22 protein-coding genes and 2 tRNA genes are annotated in these 24,687 nt (G+C 60.8%); 20 read left to right on the top strand and 4 right to left on the bottom strand.

What is annotated here, in order from left to right; translation table 11 throughout:
• Positions 1–20 precede the first annotated feature (20 nt).
• Genes carB through EL191_RS18800 form a run of 3 tightly spaced genes read left to right on the top strand, consistent with a single transcriptional unit; the run spans position 21 to position 4,133 of the window.
• Positions 21–3,242 carry a carbamoyl-phosphate synthase large subunit gene (gene carB / locus EL191_RS18810; RefSeq protein WP_041980699.1) on the top strand — a complete coding sequence of 1,074 codons (3,222 nt, stop codon included), beginning with the start codon at positions 21–23 and terminating at the stop codon, positions 3,240–3,242.
• Positions 3,239–3,715 carry a transcription elongation factor GreA gene (greA, locus tag EL191_RS18805; RefSeq protein WP_012019582.1) on the top strand — a complete coding sequence of 159 codons (477 nt, stop codon included), beginning with the start codon at positions 3,239–3,241 and terminating at the stop codon, positions 3,713–3,715. The genes carB and greA overlap by 4 nt, the downstream gene beginning before the upstream one ends.
• Positions 3,693–4,133 carry a hypothetical protein gene (locus EL191_RS18800; RefSeq protein ID WP_041980701.1) on the top strand — a complete coding sequence of 147 codons (441 nt, stop codon included), beginning with the start codon at positions 3,693–3,695 and terminating at the stop codon, positions 4,131–4,133. Before greA ends, EL191_RS18800 begins: the two co-directional genes overlap by 23 nt.
• A gap of 86 nt (positions 4,134–4,219) precedes the next feature.
• On the opposite strand, the gene yhbY is transcribed toward EL191_RS18800, so the two are convergent.
• Positions 4,220–4,531 (bottom strand): ribosome assembly RNA-binding protein YhbY, encoded by a 312-nt coding sequence (yhbY, locus tag EL191_RS18795; protein WP_013717001.1) that lies wholly within the window; start codon positions 4,529–4,531, stop codon positions 4,220–4,222.
• A 90-nt stretch (positions 4,532–4,621) separates the two neighbouring features.
• Between yhbY and rlmE the strand changes: the two genes are divergently transcribed.
• The 17 genes from rlmE to EL191_RS18710 all read left to right on the top strand — a co-directional run bounded on the left by rlmE (position 4,622) and on the right by EL191_RS18710 (position 20,931).
• On the top strand, positions 4,622–5,245 hold the full coding sequence (rlmE, locus tag EL191_RS18790; protein WP_017363689.1) for a 23S rRNA (uridine(2552)-2'-O)-methyltransferase RlmE: 624 nt from the start codon (positions 4,622–4,624) through the stop codon (positions 5,243–5,245).
• Between the two features lie 173 nt (positions 5,246–5,418).
• Positions 5,419–7,332, top strand: a complete 1,914-nt coding sequence (gene ftsH, locus EL191_RS18785) for an ATP-dependent zinc metalloprotease FtsH (RefSeq protein ID WP_013716999.1) — start codon at positions 5,419–5,421, stop codon at positions 7,330–7,332.
• A gap of 8 nt (positions 7,333–7,340) precedes the next feature.
• Positions 7,341–8,192, top strand: coding sequence for a dihydropteroate synthase (gene folP, locus EL191_RS18780; RefSeq protein ID WP_041769565.1), 852 nt, complete (start codon positions 7,341–7,343; stop codon positions 8,190–8,192).
• Between the two features lie 13 nt (positions 8,193–8,205).
• On the top strand, positions 8,206–9,543 hold the full coding sequence (gene glmM / locus EL191_RS18775) for a phosphoglucosamine mutase (protein WP_041980702.1): 1,338 nt from the start codon (positions 8,206–8,208) through the stop codon (positions 9,541–9,543).
• A 65-nt stretch (positions 9,544–9,608) separates the two neighbouring features.
• Positions 9,609–10,364, top strand: a complete 756-nt coding sequence (gene tpiA / locus EL191_RS18770) for a triose-phosphate isomerase (protein ID WP_017363691.1) — start codon at positions 9,609–9,611, stop codon at positions 10,362–10,364.
• Between the two features lie 3 nt (positions 10,365–10,367).
• On the top strand, positions 10,368–10,745 hold the full coding sequence (gene secG, locus EL191_RS18765) for a preprotein translocase subunit SecG (protein WP_041769564.1): 378 nt from the start codon (positions 10,368–10,370) through the stop codon (positions 10,743–10,745).
• Positions 10,746–10,752: 7 nt separating this feature from the next.
• Positions 10,753–10,838 (top strand) — tRNA-Leu (locus tag EL191_RS18760).
• A 97-nt stretch (positions 10,839–10,935) separates the two neighbouring features.
• Positions 10,936–11,012: transfer RNA gene (locus EL191_RS18755), tRNA-Met, on the top strand.
• A gap of 126 nt (positions 11,013–11,138) precedes the next feature.
• Complete coding sequence (gene rimP, locus EL191_RS18750; protein ID WP_013716994.1) at positions 11,139–11,597, top strand: ribosome maturation factor RimP; 459 nt, start codon at positions 11,139–11,141, stop codon at positions 11,595–11,597.
• Between the two features lie 160 nt (positions 11,598–11,757).
• Positions 11,758–13,239, top strand: a complete 1,482-nt coding sequence (nusA, locus tag EL191_RS18745; protein ID WP_013716993.1) for a transcription termination factor NusA — start codon at positions 11,758–11,760, stop codon at positions 13,237–13,239.
• 27 nt (positions 13,240–13,266) lie between these two features.
• Positions 13,267–15,750: a translation initiation factor IF-2 gene (infB, locus tag EL191_RS18740; RefSeq protein ID WP_041980703.1), complete on the top strand. Its 2,484-nt coding sequence runs from the start codon at positions 13,267–13,269 to the stop codon at positions 15,748–15,750.
• 111 nt (positions 15,751–15,861) lie between these two features.
• Positions 15,862–16,251 (top strand): 30S ribosome-binding factor RbfA, encoded by a 390-nt coding sequence (gene rbfA, locus EL191_RS18735; protein ID WP_013716991.1) that lies wholly within the window; start codon positions 15,862–15,864, stop codon positions 16,249–16,251.
• A gap of 2 nt (positions 16,252–16,253) precedes the next feature.
• A complete protein-coding gene (truB, locus tag EL191_RS18730) occupies positions 16,254–17,174 on the top strand; it encodes a tRNA pseudouridine(55) synthase TruB (RefSeq protein ID WP_013716990.1) in 921 nt (306 codons plus the stop codon).
• A gap of 170 nt (positions 17,175–17,344) precedes the next feature.
• Positions 17,345–17,614 carry a 30S ribosomal protein S15 gene (gene rpsO / locus EL191_RS18725; RefSeq protein WP_004424394.1) on the top strand — a complete coding sequence of 90 codons (270 nt, stop codon included), beginning with the start codon at positions 17,345–17,347 and terminating at the stop codon, positions 17,612–17,614.
• 171 nt (positions 17,615–17,785) lie between these two features.
• Positions 17,786–19,891 carry a polyribonucleotide nucleotidyltransferase gene (pnp, locus tag EL191_RS18720; protein ID WP_041980704.1) on the top strand — a complete coding sequence of 702 codons (2,106 nt, stop codon included), beginning with the start codon at positions 17,786–17,788 and terminating at the stop codon, positions 19,889–19,891.
• 431 nt (positions 19,892–20,322) lie between these two features.
• Complete coding sequence (locus tag EL191_RS18715; protein WP_041980705.1) at positions 20,323–20,676, top strand: BON domain-containing protein; 354 nt, start codon at positions 20,323–20,325, stop codon at positions 20,674–20,676.
• A gap of 57 nt (positions 20,677–20,733) precedes the next feature.
• A complete protein-coding gene (locus EL191_RS18710; protein ID WP_013716987.1) occupies positions 20,734–20,931 on the top strand; it encodes a CsbD family protein in 198 nt (65 codons plus the stop codon).
• 197 nt (positions 20,932–21,128) lie between these two features.
• On the opposite strand, the gene EL191_RS18705 is transcribed toward EL191_RS18710, so the two are convergent.
• From EL191_RS18705 to EL191_RS18695, 3 genes are read right to left on the bottom strand one after another with little or no spacing between them, the layout of a single operon-like run.
• Positions 21,129–21,431 carry a DUF2845 domain-containing protein gene (locus EL191_RS18705; RefSeq protein ID WP_041980707.1) on the bottom strand — a complete coding sequence of 101 codons (303 nt, stop codon included), beginning with the start codon at positions 21,429–21,431 and terminating at the stop codon, positions 21,129–21,131.
• Positions 21,432–21,444: 13 nt separating this feature from the next.
• Entirely contained in the window at positions 21,445–21,753 is a 309-nt protein-coding gene (locus EL191_RS18700) for a DUF2845 domain-containing protein (protein ID WP_013716985.1), read from the bottom strand.
• Positions 21,750–24,632 carry a DUF748 domain-containing protein gene (locus EL191_RS18695; RefSeq protein ID WP_041980708.1) on the bottom strand — a complete coding sequence of 961 codons (2,883 nt, stop codon included), beginning with the start codon at positions 24,630–24,632 and terminating at the stop codon, positions 21,750–21,752. The genes EL191_RS18700 and EL191_RS18695 overlap by 4 nt, the downstream gene beginning before the upstream one ends.
• Positions 24,633–24,687: the final 55 nt, after the last annotated feature.

The following is a 24,687-nucleotide window of genomic DNA, read 5'->3' as shown; positions in this document are numbered from 1 at the left end:
AAGGATTCGAGAGAGATAAAATGCCAAAACGTACAGATATCAAAAGCATCCTGATCCTCGGTGCCGGCCCCATCGTCATTGGCCAGGCCTGTGAGTTCGACTACTCCGGCGCTCAGGCCTGCAAGGCGCTGAAGGAAGAAGGGTTCCGCGTCATCCTGGTGAACTCCAACCCGGCCACCATCATGACCGACCCGGCCATGGCCGACGCCACCTACATCGAGCCGATCAAGTGGGCTACCGTGGCCAAGATCATCGAGAAGGAGCGCCCGGACGCGCTGCTGCCGACCATGGGCGGCCAGACCGCGCTGAACTGCGCCCTGGATCTGGAGCGCCATGGCGTGCTGGAGAAGTTCGGTGTCGAGATGATCGGTGCCAACGCCGACACCATCGACAAGGCCGAAGATCGCTCGCGCTTCGACAAGGCGATGAAGGACATCGGCCTGGCCTGCCCGCGTTCGGGCATCGCCCACAGCATGGAAGAAGCCTACGGCGTGCTGGAGATGGTGGGTTTCCCCTGCATCATCCGCCCCAGCTTCACCATGGGCGGCACCGGCGGCGGCATCGCCTACAACCGTGAAGAGTTCGAAGAAATCTGCGCCCGTGGGCTGGATCTGTCGCCGACCAACGAGCTGCTGATCGACGAATCGCTGATCGGCTGGAAGGAATACGAGATGGAGGTGGTCCGCGACAAGAAGGACAACTGCATCATCGTCTGCTCCATCGAGAACTTCGATCCGATGGGCGTGCACACCGGTGACTCGATTACCGTTGCTCCAGCGCAGACTCTGACCGACAAGGAATACCAGATCCTGCGCAACGCCTCGCTGGCGGTGCTGCGTGAGATCGGCGTGGAAACCGGTGGCTCCAACGTGCAGTTCGGCATCTGCCCGAACACCGGGCGCATGGTGGTGATCGAGATGAACCCGCGCGTGTCGCGTTCCTCGGCGCTGGCCTCCAAGGCCACCGGCTTCCCGATCGCCAAGATCGCCGCCAAGCTGGCCGTCGGTTACACCCTCGACGAGCTGTCCAATGACATCACCGGCGGTCGTACCCCGGCGTCGTTCGAGCCGGCTATCGACTACGTGGTGACCAAGGTTCCGCGCTTCGCCTTCGAGAAATTCCCCAAGGCCGACGCCCGTCTGACCACCCAGATGAAATCCGTGGGTGAAGTCATGGCCATCGGTCGTACCTTCCAGGAGTCGGTGCAGAAAGCCCTGCGCGGCCTGGAAGTCGGCGTTGCCGGCTTCGATCCGAAGCTCGACCTGAACGACCCGGAAGCTGAAAGCACCCTGCGTCGCGAGCTGACCGTGCCCAGCGCTGACCGTATCTGGTACGTGGCCGATGCTTTCCGCGCCGGCAAGACCGTGGCCGAAGTGTTCGAACTGACCCGTATCGACGAGTGGTTCCTGGTGCAGATCGAGGATCTGATCAAGGACGAAGCCACCGTGCAGACCCTGGGTCTGTCCGCCATCGACTACGACCTGATGTTCAAGCTCAAGCGCAAGGGCTTCTCCGATGCGCGTCTGGCCAAGCTGCTGGGCGTTTCCGAGAAGAGTTTGCGCGCGCACCGCCACAAGCTGAAAGTGCTGCCGGTGTACAAGCGCGTCGACACCTGCGCTGCCGAATTCGCCACCGACACCGCCTATATGTACTCGACCTACGAGGAGGAGTGCGAGGCCAACCCGAGCGGTCGCGACAAGATCATGATCCTCGGTGGCGGCCCGAACCGTATCGGTCAGGGCATCGAGTTCGACTACTGCTGCGTACACGCCGCGCTGGCCATGCGTGAAGACGGTTTCGAGACCATCATGGTCAACTGCAATCCGGAAACCGTCTCCACCGACTACGACACCTCCGATCGCCTGTACTTCGAGCCGGTGACCCTGGAAGACGTGCTGGAAATCGTCCGCGTCGAGCAGCCCAAAGGCGTGATCGTGCAGTACGGCGGCCAGACCCCGCTGAAGATCTGCCGTGCCCTGGAAGAAGCCGGCGTGCCGATCATCGGCACCAGTCCCGAGGCCATCGACCGCGCCGAAGACCGCGAGCGCTTCCAGCAGATGGTGCAGCGCCTGAACCTGCGTCAGCCGGCCAACGCCACTGCGCGCAGCGAGGATGAAGCCCTGGCTCTGTCGAAGAACATCGGTTACCCGATGGTGGTGCGTCCGTCCTACGTGCTGGGTGGCCGGGCGATGGAAATCGTCTACCAGGAAGAAGAGCTCAAGCGCTACATGCGTGAAGCGGTGAAGGTCTCCAACGACAGCCCGGTGCTGCTCGATCGCTTCCTCAACTGCGCCATCGAGGTGGACGTGGATGCAGTGTGCGACGGCGAGACCGTGGTGATCGGTGCGATCATGCAGCACATCGAGCAGGCTGGCGTGCACTCCGGTGACTCCGCTTGCTCGTTGCCGCCGTACTCGCTGCCGATGCACATCCAGGACGAGATCCGCGAGCAGGTCAAGAAAATGGCCCTGGAGCTCGGCGTGGTCGGCCTGATGAACGTGCAGATGGCGGTGCAGGGCGAGGACATCTATGTCATCGAAGTGAACCCGCGCGCCTCGCGTACCGTGCCGTTCGTCTCCAAGTGCGTTGGCGAATCGCTGGCCAAGGTGGCTGCTCGCGTCATGGCCGGCAAGAGCCTGGCCGAAGCCGGTTACAGCGAGGAAATCATCCCGCCGTTCTTCAGCGTCAAGGAGGCGGTGTTCCCCTTCGCCAAGTTCCCGGGTGTCGACCCGATCCTCGGCCCGGAGATGAAATCCACCGGTGAAGTCATGGGTGTCGGTGACACCTTCGGTGAAGCCTTCGCCAAGGCCCAGCTGGGTGCCAGCGAGATCCTGCCGAACTCCGGTTGTGCGTTCATCAGCGTGCGTGAAGACGACAAGCCGGAAGCCGTTCAGGTCGCGCGCGATCTGGTCAGCCTGGGCTTCGAGGTCGTCGCCACTGCCGGTACCGCCAAGGTGATCGAGGCTGCCGGTCTGCCGGTACGCCGCGTGAACAAGGTGACCGAAGGTCGTCCGCACGTGGTCGATATGATCAAGAACGACGAAGTCACCCTGATCATCAACACCACCGAGGGGCGTCAATCCATCGCTGACTCCTACTCCATTCGTCGTAACGCCCTGCAGCACAAGATCTACTGCACCACCACCATCGCGGCTGGTCAGGCGGTCTGTGAGGCGCTCAAGTTTGGTCCCGAGAAGACCGTGCGCCGGCTGCAGGATCTGCATGCAGGAATCAAGGCATGAACAAGTACCCCATGACCGTCCAGGGCGCTCGCGCCCTGGAAGAAGAGCTGGCGCACCTGACCAAGGTGCGTCGTCCCGCACTGAGCCAGGCGATTGCCGAGGCTCGTGAACTGGGCGACCTCAAGGAGAACGCCGAATACCATGCCGCCCGCGAAGAGCAGGGCATGGTCGAGGCGCGTGTGCGTGATATCGAAGGCCGCCTGCAGAATGCGGTGATCATCGATGTCACCAGCATCGAGCACACCGGCAAGGTGATCTTCGGCACCACGGTGGAAATCGCCAACGTCGAGACTGACGAAAGCGTGACCTACCAGATCGTTGGCGAAGATGAAGCCGACATCAAGCAGGGCAAGATTTCCGTCGGTTCGCCCATCGCTCGCGCCCTGGTGGGCAAGAGCGAGGGTGACGTGGTCGGCGTGCAGACTCCCAGTGGCCTGGTCGAGTACGAGATTGTCGAAGTCCGCCACATCTAAGCCGCACCAGCCGTCGCGGGCCGCTGCCGTCAGTTGGCAGCTGGCCCAGACCCTCTGGGTCGGCGGCTTGTGGTTGTTGCAGTTCGTCATTTTGCCGGCCATCGGTCAGATTGGCCTGGCACCTCTGTTGGTGCAGGAAATAGCTGCGCGGCTGGCACCCTTGCTGGTTGGTCTGGCGGCCGTGTGCGTGGCGCTGCAGGCTTTTGCCCTGCTGCGCAGTGAGGGGCTTGCGAGTCTGTTGCGGGATATGCGCGGGCAGCTCTTGTTGAGCGTTGCGGTCATGGCCCTGAGCTATTTCGTCGCGTTGCACCAGTGGCCCGAGGCAGAGTACTGGCTACGCTTCAGCTATCTGGTGATGGCGTTCTGTGGACTGTTGCTGGTGCTGCAGCCCGTGCCGGGCGCGGCAGCGAGGCGCTAGCGGCTGTTCTGTAGGGGCGAATTCATTCGCGATCAACGCGTGGCGCTGGCCAGCTGTGACACGAACAAATCCGCTCCCGCGCCTGCTCAGCCCTGGTAGCGAATCACGTTGGACAGGTTGCGATTCGGCTTGGGGTTCTTGCGATAGAGTAGGGCAACCTTGCCGATCGACTGCACCAGCTCGGCACGACCGGCTTCGCACAGGGCGGTGATGGCAGTCTGGCGATCTTCGCGTTCGGCCAGGCGCAGTTGTACCTTGATCAGTTCGTGATCGTTCAGAGCGCGGTCCAGTTCGGCCAGCACGCCCTCGGTCAAACCATTGTCAGCCACGATCAATACGGGTTTCAGGTGGTGGCCGATAGATTTGAATTGTTTCTTCTGCTCTTGAGTGAGCGGCATAATCGTTAGTACCTAATTCGGTCTGGAAAACGGCGCCTATCTTACCCGAGCCCGCGCAGTTATTCATGGCCCGTTGAATTCGAGGTTTCAGTGGCACGTTCCAAGACCAGCCAGCGTTGGCTGAAAGAACATTTCGACGACCCCTACGTGAAGATGGCGCAGAAGGACGGCTACCGTTCGCGCGCCAGCTACAAGTTGCTGGAAATCCAGGAGAAGGATCGCATCCTGCGCCCTGGCATGACCGTGGTCGACCTTGGTGCAGCACCGGGCGGCTGGTCGCAGGTGACCAGTCGAGTGATTGGGGATAAGGGCCGTTTGATCGCGTCCGATATCCTGGAAATGGACGCAATCCCCGATGTTACCTTCATTCAGGGCGATTTTACCGACGATGCGGTATTTGCCCGACTTCTCGAGGCCATCGGAGAAAATCCGGTCGACCTTGTTATTTCCGACATGGCCCCCAATATGAGTGGGGTGAGGACCGCCGATCAGGCGCGTGCTATGTACTTGTGCGAACTCGCGCTGGATCTGGCAGGCCGGGTTTTGCGGCCTGGCGGTGATTTTCTGATCAAGATTTTCCAGGGCGAGGGCTTCGATGCGTACCACAAGCAGGTGCGTGAGACCTTCGACAAGGTGCAGATGCGCAAGCCGCTGTCATCACGAGATCGTTCTCGTGAGCAATATCTCTTGGCGCGCGGCTTTCGTGGGTTATGAGTTGAAACTGGTGTCCGCTCCGTCGGTCTCAGTGGCAGAAACCTCATAAAGGGTTACAGACGGTGCCTGCGGGACGCGGGCGTTTGGTGTAAGTTAGGTCGGTATATCATTGGTCGTCATGGGAAGCCTGCTTCGCCACGAGGCCTGCTTCAGAGGGTAGCTAATTGAACGACATGGCAAAGAATCTGATCCTGTGGCTGATCATCGCGGCGGTGCTGGTTACCGTGATGAACAACTTCTCCAGCCCGAGCGAGCCGCAGACCCTGAGCTACTCGCAGTTCATCGAACAGGTCAAGGAAGGGCGCGTCGAGCGCGTCACCGTCGATGGTTACGTGATCACCGGCAAGCGCACTGATGGTGAAGGCTTCAAGACCATTCGCCCTGCTATCCAGGACGGCGGTCTGATCGGCGACCTGATCGACAACAATGTAGTCATCGAAGGCAAGCAGCCCGAACAGCAGAGCATCTGGACTCAGTTGCTGGTCGCCAGCTTCCCGATTCTGGTGATCATCGCCGTTTTCATGTTCTTCATGCGCCAGATGCAGGGCGGTGCTGGCGGCAAGGGCGGGCCGATGAGCTTCGGCAAGTCCAAGGCGCGCCTGCTCTCCGAAGATCAGGTCAAGACCACTTTCGCCGACGTCGCCGGTTGCGACGAGGCCAAGGAAGAAGTCAGCGAGCTGGTGGAATTCCTCCGCGACCCGGGCAAGTTCCAGCGTTTGGGCGGTCGTATTCCGCGCGGTGTGCTGATGGTGGGTTCGCCGGGTACAGGTAAGACGCTGCTGGCCAAGGCCGTGGCCGGTGAGGCGAAAGTGCCGTTCTTCACCATTTCCGGTTCCGACTTCGTCGAGATGTTCGTGGGTGTGGGTGCTTCCCGCGTGCGTGACATGTTCGACCAGGCGAAGAAACACGCGCCCTGCATCATCTTTATCGACGAAATCGACGCCGTTGGTCGCCATCGTGGCGCCGGCATGGGCGGCGGTCATGACGAGCGCGAGCAGACGCTCAACCAGTTGCTGGTGGAGATGGATGGCTTCGAGATGAATGACGGCATCATCGTCATTGCCGCTACCAACCGTCCGGACGTACTCGACCCGGCGCTGCTGCGTCCCGGTCGTTTCGATCGCCAGGTGGTGGTTGGCCTGCCGGATATCCGTGGTCGCGAGCAGATTCTGAAAGTACACATGCGCAAGGTGCCGATGGGCGATGACGTCAATCCGGCGGTCATCGCGCGCGGCACGCCGGGGTTCTCCGGTGCTGACCTGGCCAACCTTGTCAACGAAGCCTCGCTGTTCGCCGCTCGTGCGGGCAAGCGCCTGGTCGAAATGAAGGAGTTCGAGCTGGCCAAGGACAAGATCATGATGGGCGCCGAGCGCAAGACCATGGTCATGTCCGACAAGGAAAAGCTCAACACTGCCTACCACGAGGCTGGTCACGCCATTGTCGGTCGTCTGGTGCCCGAGCATGATCCGGTCTACAAGGTTTCCATCATTCCGCGCGGTCGTGCCCTGGGTGTGACCATGTTCCTGCCGGAAGAAGATCGTTACAGCCTCAGCAAGCGCGCGTTGATCAGCCAGATCTGCTCGCTGTTCGGTGGCCGCATCGCCGAGGAAATGACCCTGGGCTTCGATGGTGTCACCACCGGTGCTTCCAACGACATCATGCGTGCTACACAGCTGGCCAAGAACATGGTCACCAAGTGGGGCTTGTCCGAGAAGTTGGGCCCGCTGATGTATGCCGAAGAGGAAGGCGAAGTGTTCCTCGGTCGCAGCATGGGTAGCCAGAACAGCAATGTTTCCGGCGAAACCGCCAAGCAGATCGATGAGGAGGTGCGCCGCATCATCGATGAGTGCTACGCCACAGCGAAGAAGCTGCTGGTGGAAAACCGCGACAAGCTCGATGCCATGGCCGAAGCGCTGATGAAGTACGAAACCATCGACTCCGAGCAGATCGACGACATCATGGGTGGTCGTGAGCCTCGCGAGCCGCGTGGTTGGGATGGCGGTGGCGACTCCGGTACCCCGCAGGCCAAGGTCGACGAACCTAGTCGTCCCGAGAAGCCCATCGGTGGGCCAGCGGCCGAACACTAAGGTTCCATATGTCTCGACAGAAACACCTGAGCCGGCTGCCCTGTGGCAGCCGGTTTCTTGATTTGTCCCGTCCGCAAGTGATGGGCATCCTCAATGTCACCCCTGATTCCTTTTCCGACGGTGGGCGTTTTACTGCACGCGACGCCGCCTTGCGTCATGCGCAGCAGATGGTCGCCGCTGGCGCGACGCTCATCGATATTGGCGGTGAGTCCACGCGACCGGGGGCGCGGCTCGTTTCTCCGACCGAGGAGCTGGAGCGCGTTGCGCCAATGGTCGAGGCCATCGCTCGTGAGTTGGACGTCATCATCTCCGTAGATACCTCGACGCCAGCTGTCATGCGCGAAAGCGCAAGGCTTGGGGCGGGGTTGATCAACGACGTGCGCTCCTTGCAACGCGATGGCGCTCTCGATGCTGCAGCTGACAGTGGCTTGCCGGTGTGCCTGATGCACATGCGCGGTGAGCCGGGCAACATGCAGGACGATCCGCAATATCCGGATATCGTCAGCGAAGTGCGGGATTTTCTCGTAGAGCGCATGGACGCATGTGCGACGGTCGGCATTCCCGCTGAGCGGATCGTGCTCGATCCAGGCTTTGGCTTTGCCAAGACGCTGGAGCACAATCTGCTCCTGTTCAAGCGCATGAGCGAGCTGTCTGACTTGGGGTGCCCCTTGTTGGTCGGCGTGTCGCGCAAGAGCATGATTGGCAAGGTGCTGGGGCATGAGGTCGGCGGGCGTCTGTATGGCAGCCTGGCATTGGCCGCCCTGGCATTGACCAAGGGCGCACATATTCTGCGTGTGCACGATGTCGCCGAAACGGTGGACGTGGTGCGCATGATCGCTGCGGTTGAAGCGGCGCAATAACAAGGAAAGCGTTATGGCTAGAAAGTACTTCGGCACCGACGGCATTCGGGGGCGCGTCGGTCAGTTCCCCATTACCCCCGATTTCATGCTCAAGCTCGGTTGGGCGGCAGGCATGGCATTTCGTAAGCAGGGCAAGTGCCGCATTCTCATCGGCAAGGACACGCGTATCTCGGGCTACATGTTCGAGTCCGCCCTGGAGGCGGGGCTGGCTGCGGCCGGTGCCGACGTGCAGCTGCTCGGGCCAATGCCGACACCGGCTATCGCCTATCTGACGCGCACATTCCAGGCGGATGCCGGCATTGTCATCAGTGCCTCGCACAATCCGCACGATGACAATGGCATCAAGTTCTTCTCCAGTGAGGGCACCAAGCTGCCGGATGACGTGGAGTTGATGATCGAGGAGCTCCTCGATCAGCCTATGACGGTGGTCGAGTCCGCCGGAATTGGCAAGGCGTCGCGGATCAATGACGCTTCTGGTCGCTACATCGAGTTCTGCAAGGGCAGTGTGCCCAGCGGTACCAGCTTCAAGGGGCTGAAGCTCGTCATCGACTGCGCCCATGGCGCTGCCTACAAGGTGGCGCCGAGCGTTTTTCGCGAATTGGGTGCGGAGGTCCGGGTCATTTCCGCTCAGCCTGATGGCCTCAATATCAACGATGGCTGTGGTTCCACGCATATCGCTGCGCTGCAGGCCGAAGTGGTCGCGCAGCAGGCCGATTTGGGCATCGCCTTCGACGGTGATGCGGATCGCGTGCTGATGGTCGATCAGTACGGTGCGGTGGTTGATGGCGACGAGTTGTTGTTCATCATCGCCCGCGATCTGCAGGAGCGCGGGCGACTGCGCGGTGGTGTGGTCGGCACGTTGATGAGCAACCTGGGTCTAGAGCTGGCGCTGGCGGACCTCAACATCCCGTTCATTCGTGCCAATGTTGGTGATCGTTACGTGATCGCCGAATTGCTGGCGCGCAACTGGCAACTGGGTGGCGAAAATTCGGGGCACCTGGTCTGCTTCCAGCACACCACCACCGGCGATGCGATCATTGCGGCGCTACAGGTGCTGATGGCGCTCAAACGTCGTGGTCAGAGCCTGGTCGAGGCGCGTGGCGATCTGAAGAAGTGCCCGCAGGTGCTGGTCAATGTGCGTTTTGCCGGCGCGGTCGATCCGCTCGAGCACCCTTCCGTGAAGGAGGCTTGTGCGCGGGTGACCGAGAGCATGGCGGGTCGCGGTCGCGTATTGCTGCGCAAGTCCGGTACCGAGCCGCTCGTTCGAGTGATGGTCGAAGGTGACGAAGAGGCTACGGTTCGCAGCTATGCCGATGAATTGGCTAAGATTGTTGCCGAAGTCTGTGCTTGATTGCGCTTGCTACCGCGATTGCTCTTGGGTAACATCTGCGCCCTCTTTGATCGACGAGGTAAAACATGCGTCGCCCCTTGGTCGCCGGTAACTGGAAAATGCACGGTACCCGCGCCAGCGTCGCAGAGCTGATCGAAGGGTTGCGTCAGCAGGACTTGCCTGCCGATGTCGAGGTCGCGGTGTTTCCCTCCAGTCTGCATATCGCTCAGGTCGTCGAAGGCCTGGATGGCAAGGCTGTGAAGGTTGGAGCGCAGGATTGCGCGGCGCAAGTCGAGCAGGGCGCCTTGACCGGTGAGCTTGCAGTCAGTCAGTTGGTCGATGGCGGCTGTGGGTTGGTGCTGGTTGGTCATTCCGAGCGTCGCCTGATTCTGGGTGAGAGTGACGAAGTGATCGTGCGCAAGTTTGCTGCAATTCAGGTTGCCGGCCTGGTGCCGGTGCTCTGTGTCGGTGAGACGCGTGAGCAGCGCGAAGCGAGTGAAACGCTGGGTGTGGTGGGCGGCCAATTGGCTGCAGTGGTCGATGCCCTGGGTGTCGAAGCGCTAAAGAATGCCGTAGTTGCCTATGAGCCTGTCTGGGCCATTGGTACAGGGTTGACCGCTACGCCTGAGCAGGCTCAGGAGGTGCATGCAGCGATTCGCGCGCAGGTTGCGCAGTTGAATGCTGAAGTTGCCAGTGAGCTGAGAATTCTTTATGGCGGCAGTGTGAAGGCCGCCAGTGCAGTCGAGTTATTCGGCATGCAGGATATCGATGGGGGGCTCGTGGGTGGAGCTTCTCTGAATGCGGATGAATTCGGTGCGATTTGTCGCGCTGCAGGAAACTGAAGAATGCTGGAAACAGTCATTGTTGTTCTGCACCTGCTGGGTGCGATCGGGATTGTAGTGCTGGTTTTGCTGCAGCAGGGCAAGGGTGCTGACGCGGGTGCGTCGTTCGGTTCGGGTGCTTCGGCAACTGTATTCGGAAGCCAAGGTTCCTCTACCTTTCTGAGTAAGTTTACTGGTATACTCGCCGCAGGTTTTTTCATTACCAGCTTGGGCTTAGCGTATTTTGCTAAAGAAAAAGCTGATGCGCTGACTCAGGTTGGTCTGCCGGATCCAGCGGTTCTGGAAGTTCAACAAAAACCGGCCGTCGAAGACGTTCCGGTGCTCGAAGAGCAAGCTCCAGCATCCGGTGCTTCGGATGTGCCGGAGGCTCCAGAGCAGTAACAGTTTTGCCGAGGTGGTGGAATTGGTAGACACGCTACCTTGAGGTGGTAGTGGCCATAGGCTGTAGGGGTTCGAGTCCCCTCCTCGGTACCATACTCAAGAAAGCCCGCAGTTCGCGGGCTTTCTTGTTGCTGGAGTGTTTGGTTGACCCTCGCCAGGGGGTGGCCGTATAATTCCGGCCCAGCTTTGACGCGGGGTGGAGCAGTCTGGTAGCTCGTCGGGCTCATAACCCGAAGGTCGTAGGTTCAAATCCTGCCCCCGCAACCAGTTTCAGAAGCCCCTTTTAAGGGGCTTTTTGTTAGCTGAAACACAGTGTCCGCAGCTTTACCGCGGACAGACGGGATGGGCGTTTCGCCCATTTTTTATTTGCACAGCATGCACGAGGGCCGTTAAGTGTCGAGCAAGCTAGAACAGTTGCAGGCCTTGTTGGCCCCGGTAATCGAGGCACTCGGTTATCAGTGTTGGGGCATCGAGTTCCTGTCGCAGGGGCGTCACTCGCTACTGCGTGTCTATATCGATAAGGCCGACGGTATCCTGATCGACGATTGCGAGATCGTCAGCCGTCAGCTCAGTGGTGTACTCGATGTCGAGGACCCGATTTCCTCCGAGTACACGCTGGAAGTTTCTTCTCCTGGCATGGATCGCCCGTTGTTCACTCTCGAACAGTTTGCGGCGCATGTCGGTGAGCAGGTGAAGATCAAGCTGCGTTCGCCTTTCGATGGGCGTCGTAACTTCCAGGGCCTCCTTCGCGGTGTGGAGGAGCAGGACGTGGTAGTGCAGGTGGATGACCACGAGTATCTGTTGCCGATCGACCTGATCGACAAGGCCAATATCATCCCCCGATTTGATTGAAATGCGGATCTGCGTCGCTGCCGGGCTGCCGACTTTCGGTGCGGAACGAGCGACACAGATGGCGCGAAGGTAGCGCGGTAGCACACGTATTTTGGCGCCGATGGCGCAAGCGTGATGCGAATTGCGCATAACCAATGGATTGCGAAAGGCGAGGCGTACGATGAGCAAAGAAGTACTGCTGGTTGTTGAGTCGGTATCCAACGAGAAGGGTGTACCGGCCGGCGTGATTTTCGAGGCGTTGGAGCTGGCTCTGGCGACCGCGACCAAGAAACGTTTCGAGGACGAGGTCGATCTACGTGTGTCGATCAATCGTCAGAACGGTAGCTACGAAACTTTCCGTCGCTGGACCGTGGTCGACGAGTCCGAGTTCGAAGATCCTGCCTATCAGCTGACCGAAGACATGCCGCAGGCCGTCGAAGCAAAGGCCAAGATCGGGGACGTGCTCGAAGAAAAGGTCGAATCCATCGAATTCGGCCGTATCGCCGCGCAAACCGCCAAGCAGGTCATCGTGCAGAAAGTGCGCGAGGCTGAACGCGCTCAGGTTGTCGATGCCTACCGCGAGCGCCTGGGTGAGATCATCTCCGGCACCGTGAAGAAGGTAACCCGCGACAACGTCATCGTGGACCTGGGCAACAACGCCGAGGCGCTGCTGGCCCGCGAAGACATCATTCCGCGCGAGACTTTCCGTGTTGGCGTGCGTCTGCGTGCCCTGCTCAAGGAAATTCGTACCGAGAACCGCGGCCCGCAGTTGATCCTGTCGCGTACCGCTCCGGAAATGCTGATCGAGCTGTTCCGCATCGAAGTACCGGAAATCGCCGAAGGGCTGATCGACGTCAAGGCCGCCTCCCGTGATCCGGGTTCGCGCGCCAAGATCGCCGTGCGCTCCAAGGACAAACGCATCGACCCGCAGGGCGCCTGCATCGGCATGCGCGGTTCTCGCGTCCAGGCCGTTTCCGGCGAACTGGGTGGCGAGCGTGTCGATATCGTGCTGTGGGACGACAACCCCGCGCAGTTCGTGATCAATGCCATGTCGCCGGCTGAAGTGGCTGCGATCATCGTCGACGAAGATGCCCATGCCATGGACATCGCCGTTGGCGAAGACAACCTGGCGCAAGCCATCGGCCGTGGCGGCCAGAACGTTCGTCTGGCCAGTCAGTTGACCGGCTGGACGCTGAACGTGATGACCGAAGCGGACATCCAGGCCAAGCAGCAGGCAGAAACCGGCGACATCATGCAGTCCTTCATCGACGAGCTGGAAGTCGACGAAGAACTGGCTCAAGTCCTGGTCGAAGAGGGTTTCACCAGTCTCGAAGAGATTGCCTACGTACCCATGGAAGAAATGCTCAGCATCGATGGCTTTGACGAGGACATCGTCAATGAGCTTCGTGCACGGGCCAAGGATCGTCTGCTGACCAAGGCGATCGCCAACGAGGAGAAGTTGGCAGATGCCCATCCGGCGGATGATTTGCTGGAACTGGAAGGCATGGACAAGGCGCTGGCTCTTGAGCTCGCGCTGCGCGGCGTGATTACCCGTGAAGACCTGGCCGAGCAGTCGATCGACGACCTGCTCGACATCGACGGCATCGACGAAGAGCGTGCCGGCAAGCTGATCATGGCCGCTCGAGCCCACTGGTTCGAATAAGCGGTTGCGGCCTGAGGAGAAAGATGCATGACGCAAGTCACGGTTAAAGAACTGGCCAAAGTGGTCGACACTCCGGTTGAGCGCCTGCTGCAGCAGATGCGTGAGGCCGGCCTGTCCCACAGCAGTGCCGAACAGGTAGTGACCGATAGCGAGAAGCAGGCGCTGTTGGCCCATCTCAAGAGCAGTCACGGCGACAAGGTCGAAGAGCCGCGCAAGATCACCTTGCAGCGCAAGACCACCAGCACCCTCAAGGTTGCTGGCAGCAAAACCATCAGCGTTGAAGTGCGCAAGAAGAAGACCTTCGTCAAGCGCAGCCCGGAAGAGCTCGAGGCTGAGAAACAGCGTGAGCTGGAAGCTCAACAGGCAGCTGCCGAGGCCGAGCGTCTGAAAGCCGAGGAAGAAGCCAAGCGCAAGGCCGAAGAAGAGGCCAAGCGTCAGGCTGCCGCCGCCGCTACCGAAGCTCCCGCTGCTGCTCCGGCCCCGGCCAGCGAGCCTGTGGTCGCTGCTGCTCCGGTTGTCGACGCCGAGCGCAAGAAAGAAGAAGTGCGCCGTCCCGAGAAGGCGCGTAGCGACGAAGACGAGCGTCGTGATCGCAAGCACGCGCAGCACCGTCCGACCCTCAAGGAAAAGGCACCGGCTCCGCGTGTCGCGCCGCGCAGTGTCGACGAAGAGAGCGATGGCTTCCGTCGTGGTGGTCGCGGCAAGGCCAAGATGAAGAAGCGCAACCAGCACGGCTTCCAGGCTCCGGCCGGTCCGGTGGTGCGTGAAGTGTCGATTGGCGAGACCATCACCGTGGGCGAACTGGCCCAGCAGATGTCGGTGAAGGCCGCTGAAGTCATCAAGTTCATGTTCAAGATGGGCTCGCCTGCCACCATCAACCAGGTACTGGATCAGGAAACTGCACAGCTGGTCGCCGAAGAGCTGGGCCACAAGGTCAAGCTGGTCAGCGACAACGCGCTGGAAGATTCCCTGGCCGAGTCGCTGAAGTTCGAAGGTGAGGCGATGTCTCGTGCGCCGGTAGTGACCGTAATGGGTCACGTCGACCATGGTAAGACTTCGCTGCTCGACTACATCCGTCGTGCCAAGGTGGCTTCCGGTGAAGCGGGTGGTATCACCCAGCACATCGGTGCCTACCACGTGGAAACCGATCGCGGCATGGTCACCTTCCTCGATACGCCCGGTCACGCCGCGTTCACCCAGATGCGTGCCCGTGGTGCCAAGGCCACCGACATCGTCATCCTCGTCGTCGCCGCTGACGATGGCGTGATGCCGCAGACCCAGGAAGCCGTGCAGCACGCGAAAGCAGCTGGCGTGCCGATCGTGGTTGCGGTGAACAAGATGGACAAGCCGGAAGCCAATCCGGACAACATCAAGAACGGCCTGGCTGCGCTGGACGTGATCCCGGAAGAGTGGGGCGGCGACGCTCCCTTCGTCCCGGTTTCCGCCAAGGCCGGTACCGGTATCGACGAACTGCTCGAAGCCGTGCTGCTGCAGGCCGAGGTTCTCGAGCTGAAAGCCACTCCGACCGCTCCCGGTCGTGGTGTCGTGGTCGAGTCGCGCCTGGACAAGGGCCGTGGCCCGGTCGCTACCGTATTGGTTCAGGACGGTACCCTGCGTCAGGGCGACATGGTGCTGGTTGGCGTCAACTATGGTCGTGTGCGTGCCATGCTCGACGAGAACGGCAAACCGATCAAGGAAGCCGGTCCGTCGATCCCGGTCGAGATCCTCGGCCTGGACGGCACCCCGGATGCCGGCGACGAGATGATGGTCGTGGCCGACGAGAAGAAGGCCCGCGAAGTTGCGCTGTTCCGTCAGGGCAAGTTCCGCGAGGTCAAACTGGCTCGCGCCCACGCCGGCAAGCTGGAAAACATCTTCGAGAACATGGGCCAGGAAGAGAAGAAAACCCTCAACATCGTGCTCAAGGCCGACGTTCGCGGTTCTCTGGAAGCTCTGCAAGGCTCGCTCAGCACCCTGGGCAACGACGAAGTGCAAGTGCGTGTGGTCGGTGGCGGCGTCGGTGGTATCACCGAATCCGATGCCAACCTGGCGCTGGCTTCGAATGCCGTACTGTTCGGCTTCAACGTCCGTGCTGACGCTGGTGCACGCAAGATCGTCGAGTCCGAAGGCCTCGACATGCGCTACTACAACGTCATCTACGACATCATCGAAGACGTCAAGAAAGCGCTCACCGGTATGCTCGGCAGCGATGTTCGCGAGAACATCCTGGGCACCGCCGAAGTGCGTGACGTGTTCCGTTCGCCGAAGTTCGGCGCTGTCGCTGGCTGCATGGTCATCGAGGGCACCGTCTACCGCAACCGTCCGATCCGCGTACTGCGCGAGGACGTGGTGATCTTCGAAGGCGAGCTGGAATCGCTGCGTCGCTTCAAGGACGACGTCGCTGAAGTGCGTAACGGCATGGAGTGCGGTATCGGCGTGAAGAGCTACAACGACGTCAAGGTCGGCGACAAGATCGAAGTGTTCGAGAAGGTCCAGGTGGCGCGCAGCCTGTAAGCGCGACATCCCGATCATGCAACGCCCGGCCCCGCTCAAGCGCGGCCGGGCGTTTGCCGCTTTTACGTCCGCTGCCGGCTAGGCTGCAGACGAAGGAAAGGTAAGTAAGAAATGGCCAAAGATTACAGCCGTACCCAGCGTATCGGTGATCAGATGCAGCGTGAGCTGGCGGTACTGATCCAGCGCGAGATCAAGGACCCACGCCTGGGTCTGGTAACCATCACTGCGGTCGACGTGAGTCGCGACCTTTCCCATGCCAAGGTGTTCATCACCGTGATGGGCAAGGACGACGATGCCGAGCAGATCAAGCTCAACCTGGAGATCCTCGGCGAGGCAGCGGGTTACTTGCGCATGCTGCTGGGCAAGTCGATGAAAGTGCGCACCATCCCGCAATTGCACTTCCAGTACGACGCCAGCATTCGTCGCGGCGCCGAGCTGTCGGCGCTGATCGAGCGCGCGGTGGCGGAAGACCGCAAGCATCAGGACGGCAGCGAGGGTTAAGCGTGGCGCAGGTCAAACGTATTCGCCGCAAGGTCGATGGCATCATCCTGCTCGACAAGCCGCGCGGCTTCACTTCCAACGCAGCCCTGCAAAAGGTGCGCTGGTTGCTCAATGCCGAGAAGGCCGGGCATACGGGTAGCCTCGATCCGCTGGCGACCGGTGTGTTGCCGCTGTGTTTCGGCGAGGCGACCAAGTTTTCCCAGTACCTGCTCGATGCCGACAAGGCGTACGAGACCGTGGCGCAACTGGGCGTGACCACCACCACCGGCGATGCCGAGGGTGATGTGCTCGAGCGCCGCCCGGTGACCGTTGGTCGCAGCGAAATCGAGGCTCTGCTGCCGCGTTTTCGTGGAGAAATCAAACAGATACCTCCAATGTACTCGGCCCTGAAGAAGGATGGTCAGCCTTTGTACAAGCTGGCTCGTGCAGGTGAAGTAGTGGAGCGCGAGGCGCGTTCTGTTACTATTGCGCGCCTGGAATTGCTCGCCCTCGAGGCCGAGCAGGCCCGCTTGTCGGTGGATTGCAGCAAAGGGACCTACATTCGGACCCTGGTCGAAGACCTTGGCCAATTGCTCGGATGCGGCGCGCACGTCGCTGAACTGCGCCGTACCAAGGCCGGCCCGTTCGATCTGGCGCGTACCGTGACGCTCGAAGAGCTGGAAGCGGTGCATGCTGAAGGTGGCAGCGAAGCGCTCGATCGCTTTCTGCAGCCGGTCGACAGTGGCCTGCTGGATTGGCCGCTGCTGCAGTTTTCCGAGCACAGTGCGTTCTACTGGCTGCAAGGTCAGCCGGTGCGGGCACCTGAAGCGCCGAAGTTCGGTATGGTGCGGGTGCAGGATCACAATGGTCGCTTCATCGGGATCGGTGAAGTGAGTGACGATGGGCGTGTTGCCCCGCGTCGATTGATTTATACCGGTGCGTAGCACCGACAGATTCGGCCGTAACGGCTGAAAGCCTGGCGCCGATGTTGTCGGCATCAGGTGCTGCGAGGGTGGCTGTTAGTAGGCACGGTCATTCCTCTTTTTAAAACACGGGAAGCGATTCCCGGCCTATTGAGACTGCTTCGGCAGTTTCCAGATGAGAGGAAGCCAACATGGCACTCAGCGTTGAAGAAAAAGCCCAGATCGTTAACGACTACAAGCAAGCTGAAGGCGATACCGGTAGCCCGGAAGTGCAGGTAGCCCTGCTGACCGCCAACATCAACAAGCTGCAAGGTCACTTCAAGGCCAACGGTAAGGATCACCACAGCCGTCGTGGTCTGATCCGTATGGTTAACCAGCGCCGCAAGCTGCTGGACTACCTGAAGGGTAAAGACACCAGTCGTTACAGCGCCCTGATCGGTCGCCTGGGCCTGCGTCGTTAATAGACGCGAGCTGCACAAGTTGGAAGCTGGGAGTTCGGCGTCGCGAGTGAGGAGTGATCCTCACCTCGTGGCGCTGGGCTTCCAGCTTTTGGCTTTTCGAGGGATGCACCGGGTCCGACTCCCGCGCCTCTTTCCAATTTCCCCCAAGGCAACAAAGAGAAGGAAAACACCGTGAACCCGGTAATCAAGAAATTCCAGTTCGGTCAGTCGACCGTTACCCTCGAGACTGGCCGTATCGCCCGTCAGGCCTCCGGCGCCGTGCTGGTCACCGTCGATGACGACGTCAGCGTGCTGGTCACCGTGGTCGGCGCCAAGAGCGCCGACCCGAGCAAGGGCTTCTTCCCGCTCTCCGTGCACTATCAGGAAAAGACCTACGCAGCCGGCAAGATCCCTGGCGGTTTCTTCAAGCGTGAAGCGCGTCCTTCCGAGAAAGAAACCCTGACCTCGCGCCTGATCGACCGTCCGATCCGTCCGCTGTTCCCGGAAGGCTTCCAGAACGAAGTGCAGGTCATCTGCACCGTGGTTTCCACCAGCAAGAAGACCGATCCGGACATCGCTGCGATGATCGGCACCTCGGCTGCCCTGGCCATCTCCGGTATCCCATTCAACGGTCCGATCGGCGCCGCGCGCGTCGCCTTCCATCCGGAAACCGGCTACCTGCTGAACCCGAACTACGAGCAGCTCAAGGCCTCGAGCCTGGACATGGTCGTCGCCGGTACCAAGGACGCCGTGCTGATGGTCGAATCGGAAGCCAAAGAGCTGACCGAAGACCAGATGCTGGGCGCCGTGCTGTTTGCCCATGAAGAATTCCAGGTTGTCATCCAGGCTGTCGCCGAACTGGCTGCCGAAGCTGGCAAGCCGACCTGGGACTGGCAGCCGAAGCCGGAAAATACTGCTCTGCTGAACGCCATCCGTGGCGAATTCGGCGAGGCGATTTCCCAGGCCTACACCATCACCGTCAAGCAGGACCGTTATGCGCGTCTGGGCGAACTGCGTGATCAAGTCGTGGCCAAGCTTGCCAACGACGAAGGCGCACCGTCCGCTGCCGAAGTCAAGGAAGCCTTTGGCGAAATCGAATACCGCACCGTGCGCGAGAACATCGTCAACGGCAAGCCGCGTATCGATGGTCGTGACACCCGTACCGTGCGTGGCCTGAACATCGAAGTCGGTGTACTGGACAAGACTCACGGCTCGGCGCTGTTCACCCGTGGCGAAACTCAGGCGCTGGTCGTTGCCACCCTCGGTACCGCTCGCGACGCGCAACTGCTGGACACCCTCGAAGGCGAGAAGAAAGACCCCTTCATGCTGCACTACAACTTCCCGCCGTACTCGGTCGGTGAGTGTGGTCGCATGGGCGCTACCGGTCGCCGCGAAATCGGCCACGGCCGTCTGGCCCGTCGTGGCGTTGCCGCCATGCTGCCGAGCGCCGACGAATTCCCGTACACCATCCGCGTGGTTTCGGAAATCACCGAGTCCAACGGTTCTTCCTCCATGGCTTCGGTCTGCGGCGCTTCGCTGGCCCTGATGGACGCCGGTGTACCGATGAAGGCGCCGGTTGCTGGTATCGCCATGGGTCTGGTACTGGAAGGTGAGAAGTTCGCCGTTCTGACCGACATCCTCGGTGACGAAGATCACCTGGGCGACATGGACTTCAAAGTAGCCGGTACCGCCAAGGGTGTTACCGCGCTGCAGATGGACATCAAGATCCAGGGCATCACCGAAGAAATCATGGAGCAGGCGCTGGAGCAGGCGCTGGAAGCCCGTCTGAACATCCTCGGCCAGATGAACCAGGTCATCGCCCAGTCGCGCAGCGAGCTGTCGGCCAACGCTCCGACCATGCTGGCGATGAAGATCGACCAGGACAAGATCCGCGACGTCATCGGCAAGGGCGGCGCCACCATTCGCGCCATCTGCGAAGAGACCAAGGCGTCGATCGATATCGAGGACGACGGTTCGATCAAGATCTTCGGCGAAACCAAGGAAGCCGCTGAGGCTGCCAAGCAGCGCGTTCTGGCCATCACCGCCGAAGCCGAGATCGGCAAGATCTACGTCGGCAAGGTCGAGCGCATCGTCGACTTCGGCGCCTTCGTCAACATCCTGCCAGGCAAGGACGGTCTGGTGCACATCTCCATGCTGAGCGATCAGCGCGTGGAGAAGGTCACCGACGTACTGAAAGAAGGTCAGGAAGTGAAGGTACTGGTACTGGACGTGGACAACCGCGGCCGTATCAAGCTGTCGATCAAGGACGTAGCCGCTGCCGAGGCCTCCGGGGTCTAAGCACGGTTAGCCTATTCGAACCAGAAGGGCTCCCGCGGGAGCCCTTTTTTGTGCCCGTCCGCCAGGTTTTAGGGGGATTCTCTCGCTGCGCCCGCGGGCGCGGGGTGTAGCGTCAGCGGGGACGTTCTCGCCTCGTCTTGCGTAGCTGCCAGGCACTTTGCTTGTTCCTTTCACGGATGACCTTCGCTCGACCTCTTTTCGTCTTGGGACATGTCCTGTACGGCAGTACCTAAAGATCATGCAAATTGCCCGAGAGATTTTTTCAGACTCGGCGAAATGCAATTAAAAGCCTTCTTTGATTAATTTCTAAGTTATTGTTTTTAAAGGATTTATAAGTTTTTTAAAAACTGGCACAGCGCTTGCGATAGTACTGGTGAACCTGCAGCCAGGAGTTGGTTTGCAGATTGTCTGGAATGTACAGGAGTCGAATCATGAAACAGCCAATCAACCGTTTTGCCGCTACCACCCTGACCGCTGCCGTGCTGAGCATGTCTCTGGCCTCGACCGCTTTCGCCGCAGAGCCGACCATGCTGGCGGCCAATGACACCGTGGATAAAGCCGAGCAGGCGGTATCCGACACCTGGATCACCAGCAAAGTGAAGTCCACTTTCGTTGCTGACTCGGACCTCAGTGCGCTGGACATCAAGGTCGAGACCAACCAGGGCGTGGTTTCCCTGTCCGGTGTAGTGGCGACCGATGCCGAGCGTGAGCTTGCCATCGCCAAGACCAAGGAAATCGAGGGTGTGCGTGACGTTTCCGCCGATGCCCTGAAAACCGCTGACTGATAGCCGAGCCGGCCGGGTTAGCGCCCGGCCTCACCTTCTGTCACTGGGAGAATGACCATGAATAGCGACATCATCAAAGGCAAATGGAAGCAGCTCAACGGTCGCATCAAGGAGCGTTGGGGCAACCTGACCGATGACGACCTGGACGTCGCCGAGGGCCACAGCGAATACCTGGCTGGCAAGCTGCAAGAACGTTACGGCTGGACCAAGGAAAAGGCCCAGCAAGAGCTGCGCGACTTCAGCGACAAGCTCTAAGCACGGATTGCCTGGTACGGACGCCGAACGAGTACGGATCGCTTCAGATACGGATGTCATATCAGCACGGATGCTGCAGACATGGACGCCTGAGCACGGATAGCGACAGGCACGGATGCTAGAAGGCCCCGCCGGTGTGACCGGCGGGGCCTTGATTTTTATGCGGGGTTAACTGGAGCCGCAACTGCGGCGATGCATCAACTGCCGCGTTTGCTGCGTATCTCGGTTAGGCGGCCACCCTCGAAACGCAGGAAGTGGTACATGCCGCTTCGAGGGCCGTAGATCCACTCCTCGACACTCACTTCGTTACGAAAGCCATAACTGTCGACCACTTCCTTGTAGCCGAGAAAATCGCGACTGGCGGGCTCGCCACATTTGCTAAGCACCTCTGCGCTAGGCGCCGAGGTGCTGACCAGTGAGCTGCCGCAGCGGTAGGTCGAGGACGCCTCGGCCATCAGCGGTAGGCAAAGCAGCATCAACAGATAGCCAGGTTTGCGCATGACAGTCTCCGGTTCAGCGTTCGCGACGACGTTCGATGGCAACCAGACGATTGCCTTCGAAGCGCAGGATGCTGAGCATGCCGTTGCTCGGACCGTAGACCCATTCCTCGATCATGTATTCGCGGCGGTCGTAGGAGCCCAGGGTGTAACCGACCGGATCGCGATGCACCGGTGCGCCACATTTGCGTTCGACCTCGAACGGGCGGTCACCCAGGCTGACCAGGGCACTGCCGCAGCGCAACGTGTCGGCTTGCGCGGTCGTGCTGAGCAGGCCGGCAGCCAGGGAGGCAAGCATGATGAGGGAGAAGCGGCGGATGATCATTGGCTGTCCAGGTGCAGGGTGGTGAGCACGCGGCCATCGGCTTCGGGCTCGCCCAGGTTGGCATCGATCAGGTAGACGCGCTCATCGTACAGCCCGCCCTGTTCCACCAGATAATCCTTGATCGTTGCAGCGCGTTGCTGAGCCAGTTGCCGCAACAGCAGCTTGCTCTGAGCCCAGGAGTCCAGCACCGCCTTGCGCATGTTCTGCTGGCGCTGTTCGCTGTTCAGTTCGGCCCACTCAGCAGGCGGCTGCTGCTTGAGGCGGGTGCGATAGATGCCTTCGAGCAACGCGGCCTGCTCATCTTCGTCGACCGTCAGCTCATCGGGGCTGGCGGGCACCTTGTCTCCGCGGCGTTGCAGCACCTTGTACCAGCCCTCGCGGAATTCGCGCTGCAGGCGCTGTTCGGCCAGCAGCGGGCCATCGGTGCTCTGCGCGGCCTGGCCCTCTACCTCAAGGCGCAGATTGGGGCGTTCCTCGAGGGCCTTGGCCAGGGTGTCCAGTGCCTGGCGTGCGTCGCCTTCCAGTTCAGCCGACCCGGCGTTGAATGGTACGGTGCTGAGATCGACATTGCTGCCGCCAACCAGCCCGGCGATGAACTTGAATGGCGCCTGGGCTGTGCGCAACACCAGATTGCGCAGCGTTTGCCAGACGATGGGCATGACGCTGAATTCGGGGTTGTTCAGGTCGCCCTGCACCGGCAGCTCGATGGCGATACGGCCCTGGGTGTCCTTGAGTAGCGCCACCGCCAGGCGAATCGGCAGATCGACGGCATCCGGGCTGTCGACCCGTTCGCCTAGTTGCAGGTTTTCCACCAGCACCTTGTTCTCGGCATTGAGCTGGCCTTTCTCGATGCGGTAGTGCAGGTCGAGGTTGAGGCGACCCTTGCGGATGCGATAACCGGCGAATTTGCCGGAATAGGGGGTGATGGTGGTCAGTTCGACGTTCTTGAAGCTGGTGGCGATATCCAGGCTGTTGAGGGGATCGAACGGCGTCAGCTTGCCCTTGATGCTCATCGGCGCATAACGGTCGACCTTGCCCTGAATGTCGACGCTGGCGGCTTGCGGCTTCTGGTTGTCGAGCACGCCGATGCGCCCGTTCATTTGCTGGATGGCAGTGGCGAAGCTGGGCGTCAGGCTGAAGTCGGCGAAGTTGGCCGAGCCGTCATTGATGGCGACGCCGCCAATACGAATCGCCAGCGGCTTGCCGGCATCAGCCTTGGTCTCGCTCGGGGTCGCCGGCTGCGGTACGACCAGTTCGCTGACGTTGGTGGTCAGGTTCTCGTTGATCACGAAGCGCGCGTAAGGCTGATCCAGCTCGATGCGTTCGATGGCGAGGCTTTCGCCGTGGCGGTAGTCGAGGTCATTGACCCGTACCTGCTTCCAACGCACGAAATCGCGCTCACGCAGGGTATCCAGGGTGTGCAACTGGTCGACCCTGGCGTTACCGGAGACGCTGAGCGCCAGCGGCTCGGTGCTCTTGAGCTGCACCTCGAGGTCACTGCCGAGCAGGCCACTGCGCAGTTCCAGGCGAATGAAGGGGCTCAGGTAGGCTTGCGCCAGGCGCAGGTCGATGTCCTGGGTGGCGACCTTGAGCCGAGCAGAGGTCGGGCTCAACTGCACCTGGCCGGCTGCCTGCAGCTTGCCCTGGCTGCCCAGGCCACTGTCGAGCCTGAGGTCGAAAGGCTTGTCGCCGAGACTGTCGAAATTCGTCAGGTCGAGGTTCAGTGGCCCGACATCCACGGCCACTTCCTGCTGCGGTACACGATCGGCCAGGTGGGCCTTGTAGTCACGCAGTTGCACATCCTGTAGCAGCACCTGCCAGGGCTTGCTCTCGTCGGGCTGCTCCGCGGCTTCGGCAGTTTCGCTCTTGGCGCTTTCTGGTTTGGCGAACAGCTTCTGCCAGTCCAGCTGGCCGTCGGCTTCGCGCGCAGCCCAGGCCTCCAGACCCTGGCTGCGCACCTGGCCGACCACCACCTGCTGCTTGGCCAGGTCGAGGCTGGTGTTGTCGATATCCAGGCGTTGCAGGCGTACCAGCGGTTTGCCTTGCGGGTCGTCGATGGCGAAGGGGGCCAACTGCACCTTGACCTTGCTCAGTTGCAGCTCGGTACCGCTGGACAGGTCGAGTTGGTAGTCGCTGCTGAGATCGACCTGGCCTTCCTTGAGCACCAGTGGCAGTGCGTCGCGTACGTAAGGCCAGAAGGTGCTCAGGCGGCCGTCGCTGACGTTCAAGCTGCCACTGGAGGTGATGGGCGTCAGGCTGACCTGACCGCGCCAGTCGATCCGTGCCCCGTGAGGGCCACTGGCGGTCATGGTCATCCGCGCGTTGTCGCCGGCCAGGGTGCTGAGGTTGTGCAGCTCCAGGTCGAGTGAGTCGTAGGCGAACTCCACTGGCTCGCTGGGGCGTAGATCCTGGAAGCGCAGGGCTTTCTCCCGCAGGCGAATGCTGTCGATGCGTAGAGGGAAGGGCCCGCTGCTTTCGGCCTTGGGTTCGGCCTGAGTCTGCGGTAGGCGGAACAGCTGGGTAAGGTTGAGCGTACCGTCCTTGGCGAAGAGGATTTCGCTACGTGCGCCATCCAGTTCGATATCGCTCAGGTGCAGGGCTCCGCTCCACAGGCTGTCGCTTTGCAGGTTGGCGTACAGACGCTGGAAGCTTAACTGCTCCTGGCCGCTCTCGCCGATACGTAGCCCCCAGAGGCTGAGTTCGAGGGTGAAAGGGTTGAGCTGCACGCGTTGCAGCGACGCAGGCACCGCGGCGTATTGCGCCAACTGCTGGTTGGCGATGCGCAGGGCGATGCCCGGCAAAATCAGAAAACCGATCAGGCTATAGAGAAAAACTGCGATCAACAGTGCGCTCAGCGCGCGCTTCAGTCCTTTGGGCATGGCTTGGCGTCATCTATCCAGACGAGGAGACGACTTGGAGTATGGCACGACGGTT

This window comes from Pseudomonas mendocina (genome assembly GCF_900636545.1).
Lineage (GTDB): Bacteria > Pseudomonadota > Gammaproteobacteria > Pseudomonadales > Pseudomonadaceae > Aquipseudomonas > Aquipseudomonas mendocina.
This window is presented reverse-complemented; position numbering and strand designations above follow the sequence as displayed.